The organism is Kitasatospora sp. NPDC097643 (genome assembly GCF_040302625.1).
Taxonomy (GTDB): Bacteria; Actinomycetota; Actinomycetes; order Streptomycetales; family Streptomycetaceae; genus Kitasatospora.
Genome location: NZ_JBEOSA010000006.1, coordinates 15,709 through 32,137, shown reverse-complemented (window position 1 = coordinate 32,137; position 16,429 = coordinate 15,709). Strand labels below are relative to the sequence as shown.

Sequence of the window (16,429 nt, the reverse complement as noted above, 5' to 3'; positions counted from 1 at the left end):
GGTCTCAGGCCTGGCCGGTCTCGAAGCGGCTGACCTTCCCGCCGTCGACGGTGAAGCGCCAGGCGGTGCGCATCTCGCCCCAGGTCTCGTTGCGGAAGTTGGCGACCAGCGCGCGGCCGCCGGAGGCTTCGCTCTGGACCTCCATGTGGCCGTGGGAGGAGAAGATCTCCCGGTCGATCCACTGCTCCAGGTCGCGGTCGGAGCCGTCGTCGGACATCGTCGCGCCCGGGGTGAGCAGGGCGAGGAAGGCGTCGCGGTCGCCCGCGTTGATCGCGGTGACGACGGCGCGGACGGTGGGGTCGGAGAGCTTGGCGGGGGCGATGGTCACGGGGACTCCCGGGGTGGAGAGGGACGGGACTCCTGTCTAGGCCGTCCGCCGGGTGTCGCCGGGCATGTCGGCGGCGCGTCGGGAAAATCACCCATTCATGTGCTTGGATCATGAAACGGGTGATTTGGCCGCCTTTGTGCCGCATTCGCCCTAGGGGCCACGGGGAGTGGCGGCGGAGCGGGAGACCGGGACCGGTCTTCCGCTCCGCCTTTGGGCAACAGCGCGCAGCGTGGTCTACGCGCAGCGTGGCCTGCGCGCGAGGTGGCCTGCGCGCGAGGTGGCCTAGAAGAAGCCGACCGCGTCGGGGGAGTAGCTGACCAGCAGGTTCTTGGTCTGCTGGTAGTGCTCCAGCAGCGCCTTGTGGTTCTCCCGGCCGATGCCGGAGTTCTTGTAGCCGCCGAAGGCCGCGTGGGCCGGGTAGGCGTGGTAGCAGTTGGTCCAGACCCGGCCGGCCTGGATGGCGCGCCCGGCCCGGTGGGCGGTGTTGAGGTCGCGGGTCCACACACCGGCGCCGAGCCCGTACTGGGTGTCGTTGGCGAGGGCGACGCCCTCGGCGAAGTCGGCGAAGCGGGTGACCGAGACGACCGGGCCGAAGATCTCCTCCTGGAAGACCCGCATGCTGTTGTCGCCCTCGAACACCGTCGGTGTCACGTAGTACCCGCCGGCCAGCGCGCCACCGAGGTCCGCCCGCTCGCCGCCGGCCAGCACCTTGGCGCCCTCGGCCTGGCCGATCTCGAAGTAGGAGAGGATCTTCTTCAGCTGTTCGGCGCTGGCCTGGGCGCCGACCTGGGTCTCGGTGTCCAGCGGGTTGCCCTGGCGCATCGCGCGCACCCGCTCCAGGCCGTCGGCGAGCAGCCGCTCGTAGACCGAGGACTGGATCAGGGCCCGGCTGGGGCAGGTGCACACCTCGCCCTGGTTGAGGGCGAACATCGCGAAGCCCTCGACGGCCTTGTCGTAGAAGGCGTCCGAGGCGTCGGCGACGTCGGCGAAGAACAGGTTGGGGCTCTTGCCGCCGAGTTCCAGCGAGACCGGGATCAGGTTGTCGCTGGCGTAGCGCGAGATCAGCCGGCCGGTGCTGGTCTCGCCGGTGAAGGCGATCTTGCGGATCCGCCGGCTGGACGCCAGCGGGGCGCCGGCCTCCTCGCCGTAGCCGGTCACGATGTTGACCACGCCGGGCGGCAGCAGGTCGGCGGTCAGTTCGGCCAGCAGCAGCACCGAGGCGGGGGTCTGCTCGGCGGGCTTGAGCACCACCGCGTTGCCGGCGGCGAGCGCCGGGGCGAGCTTCCAGATCGCCATCAGGATCGGGAAGTTCCACGGGATGATCTGGCCGACCACGCCCAGCGGTTCGTGGAAGTGGTACGCGACGGTGTCCTCGTCCAGCTGGGAGAGGCCGCCCTCCTGGGCGCGCAGCGCGCCGGCGAAGTAGCGCAGGTGGTCGACGGCGAGCGGGAGGTCGGCGGCCAGCGTCTCGCGGACCGGCTTGCCGTTCTCCCAGCTCTCCGCGACGGCGAGCTGCTCCAGGTTCGCCTCCATCCGGTCGGCGATCCGCAGCAGCACCTGGGCGCGTTCGGCGGCCGGGGTGCGGCCCCAGGCGGGGGCGGCGGCGTGGGCGGCGTCCAGGGCGGCCTCGATGTCCTCGGCGGTGCCCCGGGGGACCTCGGTGAACACCTCGCCGGTGACCGGGGTCGGGTTGCCGAAGTACTCGCCGCGCACCGGCGGCGTCCACTCGCCGCCGATCCAGTGCTCGTACCGGGGGCGGTAGGCGACGATGCTGCCGGGTGCGCCGGGGGGCTGGTAGACCGTCATGCTCGGGGTGTCTCCTCGCGACGTCGGGCGCCGCCCGGACCGCGTGGGCCGGGTGGCGCGCCGGACCGCCCGGTCGGGGCGGTCCGGCGGGAGGGTTCTCACACGCATTCGGGCCGGGCGCCCCGCCGGGGGCGCCCGCCGTCGAGCACGATAGCCGTGGAACGCGCGGCGCGGCTACGGTCCGTACGCTCGGCCCGTACGGAGGGTGCGCGTTCCGGCCGTTGTGGCGGTCGGGCGGGCGGGGGCCGGCCGTTCTCGCCGGGGGGCTCAGACGGCGTGGTACCGGCCGGTGCTGGACTCCCAGCTGAGGTAGCCGGCGAGCCAGGTGAGCAGTCCGTCCGCGTACCGCTGGGCGATTGTGCGTTCCACCCGGGACAGGCCCAACTCCTGGTAGACGTCCGGCAGCTGGCCGTGCAGTTCCTCGCAGCGGCCGACCATCAGCTGGGCCTCGTCGAGCACCACCGCGCAGGCCTCCTCGGCGGAGCAGCGGCGTTCTCGCTGGACGATCATCACCAGGTTGTTGACGTCGCCGCGGGTGGCCTCCAGCGGGAACGACCGCACGTCGTTGCTGAGCGACGGTATGTCGGCGGCCAGCTGGCGCAGTTGACGCAGCACCGGGTGGTGCAGGACGGCGGCGGGCACTTCGAACTGGCCGAGGCGTTCGATCATGTCGAAGACGGTCTCCATGGCCGCGGTGCCTCGTCTGAGCACCAGGTAGCCGGCCCGGTCGGGGGGCCGGGTGGAGATCCGGCCGGCCGCCTCGGCGGGGTGACTGGCCAGGTACCACTCCCAGTTGTAGGCGGCGCGGGCCTGCCAGCGCGCGGACATGCCGCGGGCGCTGCGGTTCCAGAGGTCGGCGAAGGCGCTCTCCACGGGGGACTGTCGGCGGGGCGGGGCGCCGTGCAGCACGTCGATCAGCCGTTCGCAGATCGGGGCGACCTCGGTGGGGCGGCGGCCGAGCGGGCCGTCGAACTGGTCGTCGAAGAGGAAGTAGAACCCCATCAGGTCGGCGGCCAGGGAGAGTTCGTCCGGTCCGGCGTCGGGGTAGCCGAGGGCGGCGAGCTCGACGATCGCCCAGTGGGCGTACCCGGGGTGGTCGGCGTCGGGGAGCAGGGGGTGGCGGACCAGCCAGTCGCGGTGCAGCGCGGTGGCGTACCGGCCGTAGGGACTGCGGCGGTGCGGGAACGGGATCTGAAGTGAGGTGTCGTCAGACATCGGACTCCCGGTGCAGCGGAGGGTGGGGGCACTTGTGGTTCGTGGTTCGAACACTGGATGTGGGGGGAGTTGACGCAGCGGGGCCTGAGGGGTGAAGGTGGTGACGCAAGATCATCTTCGCCTCGCGGGCCGTAGGGTATCTGATGTAATGATCGGACGTTAGGGATATAGGGCAATTGCCCTTGGCAAGTCGTCTGAACCCTCGTCGTCCGCCCCAGCCTGCGCGAATGCCGCACGGCACGCCCCCTGCGGCGCTAACCTCGGCTCCACGAGCAGTCAGGTGAGCAGCCGGCCGAGCAGCCGGGTGAGCTGAGACGCGAGCGGCGAGGCGGAGGCGCGACGGTGACCGAGCAGGACAACGAACTTCGGGCGGGAACCGGCTCCGGCCAGGGCGGTGACCCGGGATCGCCCCGGGTCAGGCTGCGTGACCGCGAGGCCGAGCTGCGCTCCGTCGAGGCCGCGGTCGACAAGCTCTGTCGCGAGTTCGCCGCCGGCGGCACCGAGATCGGCGGCCTGCTGGCCTTCTCCGGCCGCCCCGGCATCGGCAAGACCAGCCTGCTGCACGAGGTCCGGCGGATCGCCAGGCTCCGCGACGGTGCCGCCGTCCTGTTCGCCCGCGGCAGCGAGCGCCAGTACAAGGAGCCCTACCACGTCCTGCGCCAGCTGCTCCAGCCCGCCCTCACCCGGCTGGAACCGGACGAGTTCCGCCAGGTCATGGGCACCTGGGAGGAGGTCGTCGGACCGGCCATGGGCCTCAAGCAGCCCCGCGCCGGCGCGCGCCGCCTTGACCCGCAGGGCGTGCGCGACGGCCTGGACTACGTCATCACCCAACTCGCGCCCCGCCGCGCGCCGTTGGTGATGATCGTCGACGACCTGCACTGGGGCGACCACGAATCCCTGTCCTGGCTCACCCAGTTCGCCGTCCGCTCCCGCGAACTGCCCGTCCTGCTCGTCTTCGCGTTCCGCGAGGACGAGCACGACTGGCCCAACGACACCCAGCAGCACCGCGGGCACGTCCTCGCACTGGCCACCCGCAAGCACGAGCTCAACCGGCTCTCGCTGACCTCCGTCACCGACATGATCCGCGCCGAACTCGGCGACAAGGCCGAGGACGCCTTCTGCTACGAGTTCTGGAACGTCGTCAACGGCAACCCCTTCGAGGCCGTCGCCCTGCTCGACCAGGTCCGCGACCAGGAGCTCGAACCGGTCGAGGAGAACTCCCAGCAGCTGCGCGAACTCGCCGTCGACGCCACCGGAATGACCCTCAAGGGCTGGCTCGACCGGCTCGGCGCCGCCACCCTGCGGTTCGCCTGGGCCTGCGCCATGCTCGGCACCGACATCCGGATCGACCTCGCCACCCGGATCTCCACCCAGAGCGCCGAGGGCGCCCGCGAGTCCATCAAGCAACTGCGCAAGCAGCGCGTCCTCACCCAAACCCCCAACGGCAACCTGGAGTTCGTCCACCCGCTGATCGGCAGCTCGATCTACAACACCATGCCGGAGGCCACCCGCACCGGCATGCACGGCGTCGCCGCCGCCGAGATCGAGAACGCCGGGCTCGGCCTGCTCGCCGCCTCCCGCCACCTGGTCGAGACCTTCTCCGGCGAGGGCGACGACCGGACGGTGCGCAAACTGCGCCGGGCCGCCGCCGAACACCTGCTGATCGGCGCCCCCGAAGCCGCCCAGCGCTGCCTGCACCGCGCGCTCAACGAGCCCCCGGCCGACGACATCCGCGCCGAGGTGCTGTACGAGCTGGGCTGCTCCGCGCTGCTCACCGACCCGCTCGCCACCGTCAACCAGCTCAAGCTCGCCCTCGACCCGGAGGAGGGGCCGCTGCGCCCGGACCTGCGGGTGGACGCCACCTTCCGGCTCTCCGAGGTGCTCGCGCACAGCGGCGAATTGCGCCAGGCCGCGCTGGTCTGCCAGGAGGAGGCCGAGCAGACCGCCGACCCGGGCGACCGGATGCGGTTGCAGGCCGCCTCGTTCATGTGGCACGCGTTCCGCCGCGCCGAGGAGGACGGGCCCGGCCGCTCCGCGCGGCTCGCCGAGCTCTGCCAGGGCCTCACCGGCCGGGAGGCCGCCGACCGGGCCGTCCTGGCGATGCGCGCCTGGGACCTCACCCTGCGCGGCGCCCCCTCCGCCGAGGCCCTGGCCCACGCCGACGACGTCCTCGACGGCGGCCGGCTGCCCAAGGGCCTCGGCTGGACGGACAGCACCTGGGGCTTCGAACTGCCCTCGATGCTCGGCCTCACCTACACCTACAACGACCGCATCGCCCAGGCCGAACGGCTGTTCGCGGACGCCATCATCCAGTTCGAGGTGGCCGGGTGGAGCGGCGCCCACCGGGGCTTCGCCTATTTCCTGATGGGCCTGGCCCGGTTCCGCCGCGGCATGCTCGCCGAGGCCGAGGACTTCCTGCGCCGGGCGCTGCGGCTGTCCGAGCGGATCGGCCCCAAGCTCCCGCTCGCCTGGGACGCCGTCGGCGTGCTGGTGGACACCCTGCTCGCCCGCGGCCGGGTCGACGAGGCCTGGGAGCTCGCCACCACCTTCGGCTTCCAGCCGCCGTACCACGACACCGCGATGGTGCTGCCCGACGCGCCCTCGCTGTACGGCAAGCTGCTCGTCGCGAAGCGGCGCTACGCCGGGGCGGCCGCCACGCTCACCGAGGCCGGCGCCCAGCTGGAGGCCCGCGGCTGGCACAACACCGTCTGGGCGCCCTGGGCCGGGCACCTGGCCATCGCGATCGCCGCGGACGAGCCCGAGCGGGCCCGCGAGTACGCCCAGAAGTCCGTCCGCGACGCGCGCGCCTTCGGCACCGCCTCGGCGATCGGCACCGCGCTGCGGCTCCAGGCCCAGATCGAGGACGGGCAGCAGGCGGTCGAGCTGCTGGAGGAGTCGGTGGCCCACCTCGGGCAGTCCCCGGCCGGGTACGAGCACGCCGTCGCGCTGGTCGACCTGGGCGCCGCGCTGCGCCGGGTCGGGCGGCTGGAGGACGCGCAGGAGTACCTGTACCAGGGCATCGAGCTGGCGCAGCACTGCTCCGCCGAGGGGCTGGTCGACCAGGCGCGGCGGGAGCTGGCCAACTACGGTCTGCGGCCGAACCGGCTGGGGGACTTCCGGGAGACGCTCAGCCAGCCCGAGTGGGACGTCGCCAAGCTGGCCGTGCGGGGCGTGCCGCCGCAGCGGATCGCCGACGAGCTCGGGGTGCACCTCAGCCTGGTGAACCGGCGGCTGGCGGCGGTCTACCGCAAGGCGGGCAGCGGCCCGGACGGTCTGGCCTCGGCGCTCGGCCTGGCGGGGCGCTCGCGCGAGGCGACCCGGCCGGGCGGCGAGGTGGCGGAGGGGGAGGAATAGCCCCCCGGGTCGGGCTCCGGTGCTGCCGGCCTCGGTGCGGGACTCGGTTCTGACGCCCGGTCAGGCCCTGGACGGCGGGCCCCGGGCGGCGGGCCCGGCGGGTGGAGGCACCCGGGCGGCGCGCGGAGGCGCCGGAGCGCCCCCGGAGCGGCCGCCGTCGCTAGGCTGACGAACACGGGGCGCCGCGACCGGCCCCACGACCCCACGACGGACCGGGAGCGACAGGCCCGGCACGACGGACCCGGCACGACGGACCCGGAACCGGGCGGGCTCGGCCCGCCGCGACCGCAGTGAGGAGCAGGCCATGGCGAGCGAGGCCACCAGCGTGCGGCAGGAACCCCTCGACCCCTCGGGCGCGGGTGCCGCGATCGGACGCTGGACGCTCTCCGCCGGCCCGTACGAGGCGAGCGTGCTCACCCTCGGCGCCACCCTGCACACCCTGAGCGCGCCGGACCGGACCGGCCGCCCCGCCCAACTGCTGCTCACCTCCGATGCGTTGGCGCAGATCCTCGGCCCGGCCCGGCACTACGGCACGGTGGTCGGCCGGTACGCCAACCGGATCGACGGCTCCCGGATCGCCATCGACGGCGAGGAGCACGCGCTGGCCCCGACCGGCGGCGGCATGACTCTGCACGGCGGCCCGGACGGCTTCGCGCACCGGATGTGGGAGGCCGAGGAGATCGACGCCGGGGTGCGGCTGCGGCTGCACAGCCCGGACGGCGACCAGGGCTTCCCGGGGGCGCTGGACGTGGCCGTCTCCTACACCCTGGCCGCCTCCGGCGAGCTGGTGATCGCCTACCACGCGGTGACCAACAAGCCGACCGTCGTCAACCTGACCAACCACGCGTACCTCAACCTCGCGGGTGAGGGCAGCGGTGACGTCCTCGGCCACCTGCTCACCCTGGACGCGGACGAGTACACCCCGACCGACGAGCGGCAGATCCCGTACGGGCGGACCGAGCCGGTGGCCGGCACGCCGTTCGACTTCACCGTGGCCACGCCGATCGGCAAGTCGGTGCACGACGACCACCCGCAGCTGACCGGCCCGGGCGGCTACGACCACAACTGGGTGCTGCGGGCCCGCCCGGCGGACGGCAGCCCGGCCCGCGCGGCGCTGCTGGAGGACCCGGTGAGCGGCCGCACCCTGGAGGTGCTGACCACCGAGCCGGGCATCCAGGTCTACACGGCGAACAAGTTCCAGGGCGCGGTGACCGGGGCCGCCGGGGTGCCGTACGGGCCGTTCGCCGGCATCGCGCTGGAGACCCAGCACTTCCCGGACTCCCCGCACCACCCGGCCTTCCCGAGCACCGTGCTGCGGCCGGGGGAGGAGTTCCGCTCGGTCACCGTGCTGCGGCTGGGGACCAACTAGCCGGGAGGTCGGCCGGGCCCCAGCCGGCCCTCAGTCGACCCTCGACAAGCCCTCGACAGGCCCTGAACCGGCCCTCGGCGGGCCTGGCGGCAGGCCGCTGCAAGCGCCTTGCAGCCACGCACGGTGGTTCCGTCACCGGCCCGACCCTAGGGCGAAACGGGCGAACCCGGACATTGTCCCCCACTGTCCACTACCGTGCGGCAACGTCCAGGACACGTGGGCGTAACGATCCCTATTTCTTGCAGAAACTTGCTGCAAGGACTTTCCGTCGCGATTGCGCCGCTGTTAACTTCCTTCCGAGCCCGACGGCAGCAACGGTGCGGTCGGCACGAGGCAGCCATTATGCGCCTGTCTCCGAACATCTCGGGCACCCCCACCCTCCCAAGGAGTTCTCATGCGGCGTGGCATCGCGGCCTCTGCCCTCGTTGTGGCCCTCGCGGTCTCGATGGCTGCCTGTGGTAGCAGCGGCTCCAGCTCGGACGGCAAGGCCGACGGGCCGGTCACCCTCACGTACTGGGACACCTCGAACGCCACCAACGAGGCGCCGAACTACCAGGAACTGGCCAAGAAGTTCGAGGCTGCCAACCCGAACATCAAGGTCGACTTCGTCAACGTGCCGTTCGACCAGGCGCAGAACAAGCTCCAGACCGCCATGGGGGCCAAGGGCGCTCCGGACGTGTTCCGCTCCGAGGTCGGCTGGACCGCCGCCTTCGCCAAGGCCGGCTACCTGGAGCCGCTGGACGGCACCCCGGCCGCCGCCGACACCTCCGCCTTCCAGCCCAGCCTGATCCAGCAGGCCAAGTACGAGGGCAAGCTCTACGGCGTCCCGCTGGTCACCGACACCCTCGGCTTCCTGTACAACAAGGACCTCTTCGCCAAGGCCGGGATCGCCGCCGCCCCCAAGACCTGGGACGAGCTGAAGGCCGACGCCGCCACCATCAAGGACAAGGCCGGCGTGGACGGCTTCTGGCTGAAGGCCGCGGACGGCTACTACGCGATGCCGTTCCTGTTCGGCGAGGGCACCGACACCGTCGACGCCGCCGGCAAGAAGATCACCATCACCTCGCCGGAGGCCGTCAAGGCCGTCGAGACCTACAAGACGATGTTCACCTCGCCCGGCACCGCCAAGGCCGACGTCACCACCGACGCCTACGCGCACATGATGGACGCCTTCAACAGCGGCAAGGTCGCGGCGATCATCCAGGGCCCCTGGGAGATCACCAACATCTACAAGGGCGCCGCCTTCGCCGACAAGAAGAACCTCGGCATCGCCCCCGTCCCGGGCGGCTCCAGCGGCAAGTCCGGCGCCCCCACCGGCGGCCACAACATCTCGGTCTACGCCGGCTCCGACAAGGCCCACAAGGCCGCCGCCGAGAAGTTCGCCGCCTTCATGACCTCGGCCGAGAGCCAGGCGTTCATCGCGCAGAAGAACTCCACCCTGCCGACCCGCTCCGACGCCTTCACCGCCGACGTCAAGGCCGACCCGGGCATCGCCGGCTTCCAGGCCGTCCTCGGCAGCGCCAAGCCGCGCCCCGAACTGGCCGAGTACAGCTCGCTGTTCGCCTCGTTCGGCGAGAACCTGGGCAAGATCGTCCAGGGCGCCGGCACCCAGGACGGCCTGAACACCGTCGGTACCGACTACGCCAAGCTCCTGCCGGGCTTCGCCAAGTAGTCCCCCCGTCAGCCGCCCGGCCCGCCGAATCCCCTCCCCGGCGGGCCGGGCGGCCGGACCAGTTGGACCAGCGGTCGCCGACGGGCGGCGGCGGGCTCCCCGAGAATCCCCGAGAAGGTGTCAATCGATGTCAGTCGCCGTGCAGGGCGCCACCGGCAAGGGCAGCCGGGAGCGCGAGCAGCGTCCGGGCCTGCTGGAACGCGTCAAGCGCTCCTACGCCAAGCACTGGTACGCCTACGCGATGATCGCCCCGGTGGTGCTGGTCCTCGGCGTGCTGGTGCTCTACCCGCTCGTCGAGGGTGTCTGGCTCACCCTCACCGACGCCAACAGCCTCAACGTCGCCCGCACCATCGGCGTCAACGAGATCCCGGCCAGCTACAAGTTCGTCGGCTTCGACAACTACGCCGACATCCTGTGGGGCCCCGGCTCGTACGACCGCTTCTGGTCGCACTTCGTCTGGACCATCGCCTGGACCGCGATCTGCGTCTTCCTGCACTACACCCTCGGCCTCGGCCTCGCCCTGCTGCTCAACAAGAAGCTGCGCGGGCGTGCCTTCTACCGGATGCTGCTCATCCTGCCCTGGGCCGTCCCGACCTTCGTCACCATCTTCTCCTGGCGCCTGATGCTCGGCACCGGCGGTGCCGTCAACTCGATGCTCTCCTTCCTGCACCTGCCCGAGCCCGGCTGGCTCACCGACCCGTGGGCGCAGAAGGCCGCCGCGATCCTGGTCAACACCTGGTGCGGCGTGCCGTTCATGATGATCTCGCTGCTCGGCGGCTTGCAGGCGATCCCGGCCGAGCTGTACGAGGCCGCCGAGATGGACGGCGCCACCCCCTGGCAGCGCTTCCGGTACGTCACCCTGCCCGGGCTGCGCACCGTCTCCTCCACCGTGGTGCTGCTCGGCGTGATCTGGACCTTCAACCAGTTCGCCGTCATCTTCCTGCTCTTCGGCACCGGTGCGCCCGAGGCCCAGCTGCTGGTCACCTGGGCCTACAAGCTCGGCTTCGGCCAGCAGCCCCGCGACTACGCGCAGTCCGCCGCGTACGGCGTGATCCTGCTGTCCATCCTGATCGTCTTCACCGCCTTCTACCGGCGCTGGCTCGCCCGCAACGAGCAGGCCAACGGCTGACGAGTAGGCCAACGGCTCAGGCCACGGACCCAGTTGACCCACGAAGGCAGGTACCCCCGATGAGCACCACCACCTCCGAACGCCCCGTCGCGGCCGCCGCCGCGGCCCGCCCGGCCCGGCCCGCCAAGGTCCGCCCGCGCGGCGAGAGCGGCCCGCTGGCCAAGACGCTGTCGCACGGCGTCCTGATCCTGGCCAGCCTGATCGCGCTGTTCCCGGTCGCCTGGATCCTGTACATCTCGCTCGGCCCGGACAAGACCGACTACCTCCACCCCGGCGGGATCCTCGACAAGCTCACGCTGTCCAACTACCAGCACGTGCTGAACGACACCGACTTCGGCACCTGGTTCGGCAACGCCTTCCTGGTCTCCGGGATCACCACCGTGTTCGGCGTCATGCTCGCCGCCACCACCGGCTACGCCGTCTCCCGGATGCGCTTCCCCGGCCACCGGCCGCTGATGTGGTCGCTGCTGGTCACCCAGATGTTCCCGATCGCGGTGCTGATCGTGCCGATGTACACGATGCTCTCCGAACTCGGCCTGCTGGACAGCTACTCCGGCCTGATCCTGGTCTACACGACGACCACCGTGCCGTACTGCGCCTGGCTGCTGAAGGGCTACTTCGACACCATCCCGGTGGAGATCGACGAGGCCGGCCGGGTCGACGGGCTCTCCCCGTTCGGCACCTTCTGGCGGCTCGTCCTGCCGCTCGCCCGCCCGGGTCTGGCGGTCGCCGCGTTCTACTCCTTCCTCACCTACTGGGCCGAGGTGCCGTTCGCCTCCACCTTCATGCTCAGCTCCGACAAGTACACGCTGGCCGTCGGCCTGCAGACCTTCGTCAGCGAGCACGACGCCCAGTGGAACCTGATGGCGGCCACCGCGGTGCTGATCGCGATCCCGTCCGCGGCCTTCTTCTACCTGGTGCAGCGACACCTGGTCACCGGCCTGACCGCCGGCGCCTCGAAGTCCTGACCGCTCCTCGCTCCTCTAGTCCCCAAGGGATACCGTCCATGACCCAGAACCTGGCCGACACCCCCCGGCCCGTCGCCGACGACACCGCTCACGAGGCGGCCGTACCGGCTACCGCGACTGGCGGCGCGTCCAGAGACTGGTGGCGGGACGCGGTCATCTACCAGGTGTACCCGCGCAGCTTCGCCGACTCCAACGGCGACGGCATGGGCGACCTGCCCGGCATCCGCAGCCGCCTGCCGTACCTGCGCGACCTCGGCGTGGACGCCGTCTGGCTCTCCCCGTTCTACGCCTCGCCGCAGGCCGACGCCGGCTACGACGTCGCCGACTACCGCGCCGTGGACCCGATGTTCGGCACCCTGCTGGACGCCGACGGCCTCATCCGCGACGCCCACGAGCTGGGCCTGCGGATCATCGTCGACCTCGTCCCCAACCACTCCTCGGACCAGCACGAGTGGTTCCAGCGAGCCCTGCGCGAGGGTCCTGCGTCCCCGCTGCGCGACCGCTACCACTTCCGGCCCGGCAAGGGCGAGAACGGCGAACTGCCGCCCAACGACTGGGAGTCCATCTTCGGCGGCCCGGCCTGGACCCGCACCGAGAACCCGGACGGCACCCCGGGCGACTGGTACCTGCACCTGTTCGCCCCCGAGCAGCCCGACTTCAACTGGGAGAACCCGGCCGTCGCCGACGAGTTCCGCTCGATCCTGCGGTTCTGGCTCGACATGGGCGTGGACGGCTTCCGCATCGACGTCGCCCACGGCCTGGTCAAGGCCCCCGGCCTGCCCGACATCGGCGGCTCCGACCAGCTCAAGCTGCTCGGCAACGACGTCATGCCGTTCTTCGACCAGGACGGCGTGCACGCGATCTACCGCAGCTGGCGCAAGATCCTCGACGAGTACCCGGGCCAGCGGATCGGCGTCGCCGAGGCCTGGACCCCGACCGTCCAGCGCACCGCCAACTACGTGCGGCCCGACGAGCTGCACCAGGCCTTCAACTTCCAGTACCTGGGCACCGACTGGGACGCCGCCGCGCTGCGCGAGGTCATCGACGTCTCGCTCGACTCGATGCGGCCGGTCGACGCCCCCACCACCTGGGTGCTCTCCAACCACGACGTCACCCGGCACGCCACCCGCTTCGCCAACCCGCCGGGCCTGGGCACCCAGATCCGCACCGCCGGCGACCGCGAGCTCGGGCTGCGCCGGGCGCGGGCCGCGACCCTGCTGATGCTCGCGCTGCCCGGCTCCGCGTACGTCTACCAGGGCGAGGAGCTCGGCCTGCCCGACGTCGTCGACCTGCCGGACGAGGTCCGCCAGGACCCGTCCTTCTTCCGCCAGGCCGGACAGGACGGCTACCGCGACGGCTGCCGGGTGCCGATCCCGTGGTCGGGCGACCAGGCCCCGTACGGCTTCGGGCCGGTCCCGAGCGGGCCGTCCTGGCTGCCGCAGCCGGCCGAGTGGGCCGCACTGAGCGTCGAGGCGCAGACCGGCGACCCGGACTCCACCCTGGAGCTGTACCGCAGCGCGCTGGCCGTGCGCCGGGCGCGGCCCGAGCTCGGCGCCGGCACCGGCGTCGAGTGGCTGGACGGCCCGGAGGGCACCCTGCTGTTCCGCCGCGGCGCCTTCGTCTGCACCGTCAACGCGGGCGGCGAGCCGGTGCGGATACCCGCGCCCGGGAGGTTGCTGCTCTCCTCGGCGGAACCCGTGGTGGACGGGGACGAGACGGTGCTCGCACCGGACAGCACCAGCTGGTGGGCGGTCTGACGTGGTTGCAATAGGCTCTGGGACCGTGACTACGGCGCGACTCTCAGACATCGCGGCGCAGGCGGGGGTCAGCGAAGCCACCGTCTCCCGCGTACTCAACGGCAAGGCGAACGTCTCCGCCGCCACCCGGCAGACCGTGCTGGCCGCGCTCGACGTGCTCGGATACGAGCGGCCGACCCGGCTGCGCCAGCGCAGCGCCGGCCTGATCGGGCTGATCACGCCGGAGTTGAGCAACCCGATCTTCCCGGCGCTGGCGCAGGTCATCGAGCAGGCGCTCAGCCGGCACGGGTACACGCCGGTGCTGTGCACCCAGACGCCCGGCGGCTCCACCGAGGACGAACTGGTGGAGATGCTGGTCGACCGGGGCGTGGCGGGCATCGTCTTCGTCTCCGGGCTGCACGCCGACTCCACCGCCGACCACGACCGCTACGCCCGGCTGGCCGGGCGCGGGGTGCCGTTCGTGCTGATCAACGGCTTCAGCGAGCGGATCGCCGCGCCGTTCATCTCGCCGGACGACCGGGCCGCGATGTGGATGGCCGTCCAGCACCTGGCCGAACTCGGCCACGAGCGGATCGGGTTGGCCGTCGGGCAGAAGCGGTACGTCCCGGTGCTGCGCAAGATCGAGGGCTTCACGGCGGCGATGCGCGAGGTGCTCGGGTACAGCGCGGAGGAGGCCGGGAACCTGGTCCACCACACGCTGTTCAGCGTGGAGGGCGGGCACGCGGCGGCCGGTGCGCTGCTGGACAAGGGCTGCACGGCGATCGTCTGCGGCAGCGACCTGATGGCGCTCGGGGCGATCCGGGCGGTCCGGCAGCGCGGGCTGTCGGTGCCGCAGGACGTGTCGGTGGTCGGCTTCGACGACTCGCCGCTGATCGCCTTCACCGAGCCGCCGTTGACCACCATCCGCCAGCCGGTCGAGGCGATGGCCACGGCGGCGGTGGACGCGCTGCTGGAGGAGGTCGGCGGGAACGCCGCCCAGCGCGGGGAGTTCATGTTCCAGCCGGAGCTGGTCATGCGCGGCTCCACGGGGGCCGTCGCGCGCTGAGGACGGGCAGAACGGGGACGGGCCCCGGAGAGCGGTTGCTCTCCGGGGCCCGTTCCGTGTGCGCGCTCAGCCGCGGCGCACGACGAGCAGCGAACGACGAGCAGCGAACGACGAACAGCGAACAGATAACAGATGTTGAAATCTGTTATCTGTTCGCTGTCGTCTGTTATCTGTTACTCGTCACCCGTCGCCCGGTGACGGAGACCCGTCGGCGGGGCTCAGACCCGGCCGGCGAAGTCCGGCGCCCAGTTGGCGATGGTCTGCTCGCGGACGCCGACGCTGGGGTTGGCGGCCTCGACGTACTTGCCGCCGCCGACGTAGATCGCGACGTGGTAGACGCCCGAGTCCTGGCCGTTGTTGGACCAGAACAGGAGGTCGCCCGGCTGCAGCTTGTCCAGCGAGACGTGGGTGCTGGCGGCGGCCTGGTCGGCGGCGACGCGCGGGATGCTGACGCCCGCGGCGCGCAGCGCGGCCTGGGTCAGGCCGGAGCAGTCCCAGCCGCCGTTGCCGGTGCCGCCGTAGACGTAGGCCTGGCCGACCTTCGACTCGGCGAAGGACACCGCGGCGGCCATGCTGCCGGTGGCGGCCTGGGCCGGGGCCTGGGCGGCCGGCTTGGCGGCCTGGGTCTGCGCGGCCGGCTTGGCGTTCACGGCACCGCCGTTGCTGTCCTGGCCGGACTTCTGCGAGCGGTCGAACCAGTTGAAGTCGCCGGACTTGGTCGAGGTGCCGGACTGGCCGGCCCAGGCCTGGCCGTGGTCACCGAAGTGCAGGTGCTGGCCCGGGTAGATGGTGTTCGGGCCCTCGGTCAGGGTGCTGCGGTTGAGCTCGTACAGCCGCTCCCAGCCGCCCTGGACGTTGTGCTTGTCGGCGATCGAGGACAGCCAGTCGCCGGCCACGACGGTGTAGTCGTCGTTGGCGTCCTGGCCCTGGTGCTGCTGGGTCCAGGTGCTCTTGGCGGAGTCGGCGGAGGTGGCCGAGTCCTGGGCCGGGGCGGCTGGCTTCGCGGCCGGGGCCGGGGTCTGCGCCGGGGCGACCGGGGCGGCCGGCTTCGCCGCCGGGGCGGCGGGCTTGGCGGTGGTCGCACCGGCGGTGGTGTCGACGACGGCCGGGGCGCCGCCCTTGGTCAGGCCGGCCTGGATGGAGCAGACGGGCCAGGCGCCCGGGCCCTGGGAGGCGAGGACCTTCTCGGCGACGGCGATCTGCTGGTCCTTGGTGGCCAGGTCGGCGCGCGCGGCGTAGGCGGTGCCGCCGAAGGCGGCCCAGGTGCTGGAAGTGAACTGCAGGCCGCCGTAGAAGCCGTTGCCGGTGTTGATGGCCCAGTTGCCGCTGCTCTCGCACTGGGCGACCTTGTCCCAGGTGGCCACGGAGGCGGCGGAGGCGGTGCCGGTGGTGAGGCAGGGGATGGTGAGGCCGACGCCCGCGACGCCGATGGCGGCGATCACGCGGCGGGTGCGGCTGGACAGGCGGGTGCCGTTGGTGGGCAGCATGAAGACGCGGTCCTCTCCCACGCCTGCGAGGTGAGCTGTCGGATTCGGGCTGGAGTTGCCCGGCCGCGCTGTGGGCGCGGCTTCACCCCTAGCCCTGGACCGTTCCGGGGATCGGTCCGGGGCGACTTACCTGTGGGTCCCCCGCTCCTGCCGTGGTGCGTTTTCGCGCTGCCAGGGCATCCGACGGCAGGACTCGGCGTTGCGGATGAACTGGGTCCGTGTGGTCACGAACGGGGAGCACGTTAAGCAGACTTAAGTTCAAACTGCAAACACCTGTGATGCTCGTCACGGCTCAGTGG

The 16,429-nt window shown here is 71.9% G+C and carries 11 protein-coding genes and 1 riboswitch; of the genes, 7 read left to right on the top strand and 4 right to left on the bottom strand.

All coding sequences use genetic code 11. The features are described from left to right. Nucleotides 1-4 precede the first annotated feature (4 nt). The 3 genes from ABTY15_RS06150 to ABTY15_RS06140 all read right to left on the bottom strand — a co-directional run bounded on the left by ABTY15_RS06150 (nucleotide 5) and on the right by ABTY15_RS06140 (nucleotide 3,349). Nucleotides 5-328, bottom strand: a complete 324-nt coding sequence (locus ABTY15_RS06150; RefSeq protein WP_350576819.1) for a nuclear transport factor 2-like protein — start codon at nucleotides 326-328, stop codon at nucleotides 5-7. Nucleotides 329-610: 282 nt separating this feature from the next. After that, nucleotides 611-2,134, bottom strand: coding sequence for an acetaldehyde dehydrogenase ExaC (exaC, locus tag ABTY15_RS06145; RefSeq protein ID WP_350576813.1), 1,524 nt, complete (start codon nucleotides 2,132-2,134; stop codon nucleotides 611-613). Between the two features lie 267 nt (nucleotides 2,135-2,401). Next, entirely contained in the window at nucleotides 2,402-3,349 is a 948-nt protein-coding gene (locus ABTY15_RS06140) for a terpene synthase family protein (protein ID WP_350576810.1), read from the bottom strand. A 342-nt stretch (nucleotides 3,350-3,691) separates the two neighbouring features. Here ABTY15_RS06140 and ABTY15_RS06135 point away from each other — a divergent pair, with 342 nt between their 5' ends. The 7 genes from ABTY15_RS06135 to ABTY15_RS06105 all read left to right on the top strand — a co-directional run bounded on the left by ABTY15_RS06135 (nucleotide 3,692) and on the right by ABTY15_RS06105 (nucleotide 14,643). Then, the gene (locus ABTY15_RS06135) at nucleotides 3,692-6,703 is read left to right on the top strand and encodes an ATP-binding protein (protein WP_350576807.1); all 3,012 of its coding nucleotides are present in this window, start codon (nucleotides 3,692-3,694) and stop codon (nucleotides 6,701-6,703) included. Nucleotides 6,704-7,007: 304 nt separating this feature from the next. Then, nucleotides 7,008-8,072 carry an aldose epimerase family protein gene (locus tag ABTY15_RS06130; RefSeq protein ID WP_350576804.1) on the top strand — a complete coding sequence of 355 codons (1,065 nt, stop codon included), beginning with the start codon at nucleotides 7,008-7,010 and terminating at the stop codon, nucleotides 8,070-8,072. Between the two features lie 394 nt (nucleotides 8,073-8,466). Then, complete coding sequence (locus tag ABTY15_RS06125) at nucleotides 8,467-9,744, top strand: extracellular solute-binding protein (RefSeq protein WP_350576801.1); 1,278 nt, start codon at nucleotides 8,467-8,469, stop codon at nucleotides 9,742-9,744. 127 nt (nucleotides 9,745-9,871) lie between these two features. After that, the gene (locus ABTY15_RS06120) at nucleotides 9,872-10,873 is read left to right on the top strand and encodes a carbohydrate ABC transporter permease (protein ID WP_350576799.1); all 1,002 of its coding nucleotides are present in this window, start codon (nucleotides 9,872-9,874) and stop codon (nucleotides 10,871-10,873) included. Nucleotides 10,874-10,932: 59 nt separating this feature from the next. After that, a complete protein-coding gene (locus ABTY15_RS06115) occupies nucleotides 10,933-11,841 on the top strand; it encodes a sugar ABC transporter permease (RefSeq protein WP_350576796.1) in 909 nt (302 codons plus the stop codon). A 38-nt stretch (nucleotides 11,842-11,879) separates the two neighbouring features. After that, nucleotides 11,880-13,598 carry a glycoside hydrolase family 13 protein gene (locus tag ABTY15_RS06110; RefSeq protein WP_350576794.1) on the top strand — a complete coding sequence of 573 codons (1,719 nt, stop codon included), beginning with the start codon at nucleotides 11,880-11,882 and terminating at the stop codon, nucleotides 13,596-13,598. 25 nt (nucleotides 13,599-13,623) lie between these two features. Next, a complete protein-coding gene (locus tag ABTY15_RS06105; protein ID WP_350576789.1) occupies nucleotides 13,624-14,643 on the top strand; it encodes a LacI family DNA-binding transcriptional regulator in 1,020 nt (339 codons plus the stop codon). Nucleotides 14,644-14,861: 218 nt separating this feature from the next. On the opposite strand, the gene ABTY15_RS06100 is transcribed toward ABTY15_RS06105, so the two are convergent. Further along, the gene (locus ABTY15_RS06100; RefSeq protein ID WP_502893435.1) at nucleotides 14,862-16,130 is read right to left on the bottom strand and encodes a transglycosylase family protein; all 1,269 of its coding nucleotides are present in this window, start codon (nucleotides 16,128-16,130) and stop codon (nucleotides 14,862-14,864) included. Between the two features lie 7 nt (nucleotides 16,131-16,137). Continuing rightward, nucleotides 16,138-16,300: riboswitch (cyclic di-AMP (ydaO/yuaA leader) on the bottom strand. Nucleotides 16,301-16,429: the final 129 nt, after the last annotated feature.

Coding starts and splice junctions, on each gene's coding strand:
- exaC (WP_350576813.1), bottom strand. CDS start 2,134: ATGACGGTCTACCAGCCCCCCGGCGCACCCGGCAGCATCGTCGCCTAC.
- ABTY15_RS06140 (WP_350576810.1), bottom strand. CDS start 3,349: ATGTCTGACGACACCTCACTTCAGATCCCGTTCCCGCACCGCCGCAGT.
- ABTY15_RS06130 (WP_350576804.1), top strand. CDS start 7,008: ATGGCGAGCGAGGCCACCAGCGTGCGGCAGGAACCCCTCGACCCCTCG.
- ABTY15_RS06125 (WP_350576801.1), top strand. CDS start 8,467: ATGCGGCGTGGCATCGCGGCCTCTGCCCTCGTTGTGGCCCTCGCGGTC.
- ABTY15_RS06120 (WP_350576799.1), top strand. CDS start 9,872: ATGTCAGTCGCCGTGCAGGGCGCCACCGGCAAGGGCAGCCGGGAGCGC.
- ABTY15_RS06115 (WP_350576796.1), top strand. CDS start 10,933: ATGAGCACCACCACCTCCGAACGCCCCGTCGCGGCCGCCGCCGCGGCC.
- ABTY15_RS06110 (WP_350576794.1), top strand. CDS start 11,880: ATGACCCAGAACCTGGCCGACACCCCCCGGCCCGTCGCCGACGACACC.
- ABTY15_RS06100 (WP_502893435.1), bottom strand. CDS start 16,130: ATGCTGCCCACCAACGGCACCCGCCTGTCCAGCCGCACCCGCCGCGTG.